Genomic DNA, 1,367 nt, shown 5'->3' on the forward strand with positions numbered 1-1,367 from the left:
GTCGCTGGCGGGTCTGGTCCCGCTGCCCGGCGACGCGATCTACACGCTGACCAAGCACGCCGTCGTCGGCTACGTCCGGTCGGCGGCCGCCACGCTGGCGCCCGAGGGCATCCGGGCCATGGCGCTGTGCCCCGGGTTCGCCGACACCGCGCTGATCGCGCACGTCCGCGACCAGTTCTCCGGGTTCCCGCTGCTCTCGGCGGGCGACGTGGCCGACGCCGTGGAGCGGATGCTCGCCGACGGTGCCGCGGGGGAGTGCTGGTACGTCCAGCCCGGCCGCGACCCCGGCCCGTACGGGTTCCGCGGGGTGCCCGGGCCGAAGGGCGGGGAGGCCCCACCGCCGCTGGCCTGGGAGGGCTGAGGTGCGCGGCTGGACGGTCCCGCGGTTCGGGGAGCCGCGCGAGGTCCTCGAGCTGACCGACCTGCCCGACCCGGTGCCCGGCGAGGGGCAGCGGGTCGTGCAGGTCGAGGCCGCGTCGGTCAACTTCGCCGACATCCTCTACTGCCGCGGCACCTACCAGGACAAGCCGCCGCTGCCGTTCACCCCGGGCCTCGAGGTGGCCGGGACCGACCCCGCGACGGGGGAGCGGCTGTTCGGCCCGGCCGTGATGCCCCACGGCGGCTACGCGGAGCGGGCGCTGCTGAGCTCGTGGTACCCGTGGCCCGAGGGCATGACGGCGGCGCAGGCGTCCGGGTTCTTCGTGGCCTACCAGACCGGGTGGTGCGCGCTGCACCACCGCACGCAGCTGCGGAGCGGGGAGACGCTGCTCGTGCACGCGGCCGCGGGCGGGGTCGGCGCGGCCGCGGTGCAGCTGGGGCTCGCGGCGGGCGCCCGGGTCATCGCGACGGTCGGGTCGCCGGACAAGGCCGAGGTGGCGCGCCGGCTCGGCGCGCACGAGGTGGTCGTGCTGGACGGCCCCGTCGGCGAGATCCTGATCCCGGCCGTGAAGGAGCTGACCGACGGCCGGGGCGCCGACGTCGTCTACGACCCGGTCGGCGGCGACACCTTCGACGCCTCCCGCCGGGTCACCGCCTGGGAGGGCCGCCTGCTCGTCATCGGCTTCGCGGGCGGCCGGATCGCGGACGCCCCGACCAACCACGCGCTGGTGAAGAACTACGACGTCGTCGGGGTGCACTGGGCGGCCTACCGCACGCGGGCCCCGGAGCTGGTCGTGGCCTGGCAGCGGGAGCTCGAGGCGCTGTGGGCATCTCGGCTGATCGACCCACTGGTGGGCGCGGAGTACGCGCTGGCCGACCTCCCCGACGCCCTGGACGCGATCGCGGCCCGCACGACGACGGGGCGCGTGGTCGTCACGCCCTGAGCCTGGTCGACCCCGCGGGGGGCCTGCGGTGCTCGACCCCAGGGG

2 protein-coding genes are annotated in these 1,367 nt (G+C 76.5%); both read left to right on the top strand.

Going from position 1 to position 1,367, the window contains the following annotated elements; all coding sequences use genetic code 11:
- The coding region (locus tag AC0CYZ_RS31895) for an SDR family NAD(P)-dependent oxidoreductase (protein WP_472222319.1) at nucleotides 1-361 on the top strand (361 nt) is incomplete at its 5' end.
- A 1-nt stretch (nucleotide 362) separates the two neighbouring features.
- The gene (locus AC0CYZ_RS31900) at nucleotides 363-1,322 is read left to right on the top strand and encodes an NADPH:quinone oxidoreductase family protein (protein ID WP_472222321.1); all 960 of its coding nucleotides are present in this window, start codon (nucleotides 363-365) and stop codon (nucleotides 1,320-1,322) included.
- Nucleotides 1,323-1,367 lie beyond the last annotated feature (45 nt).

The organism is Actinomycetospora sp. (assembly GCF_055612215.1).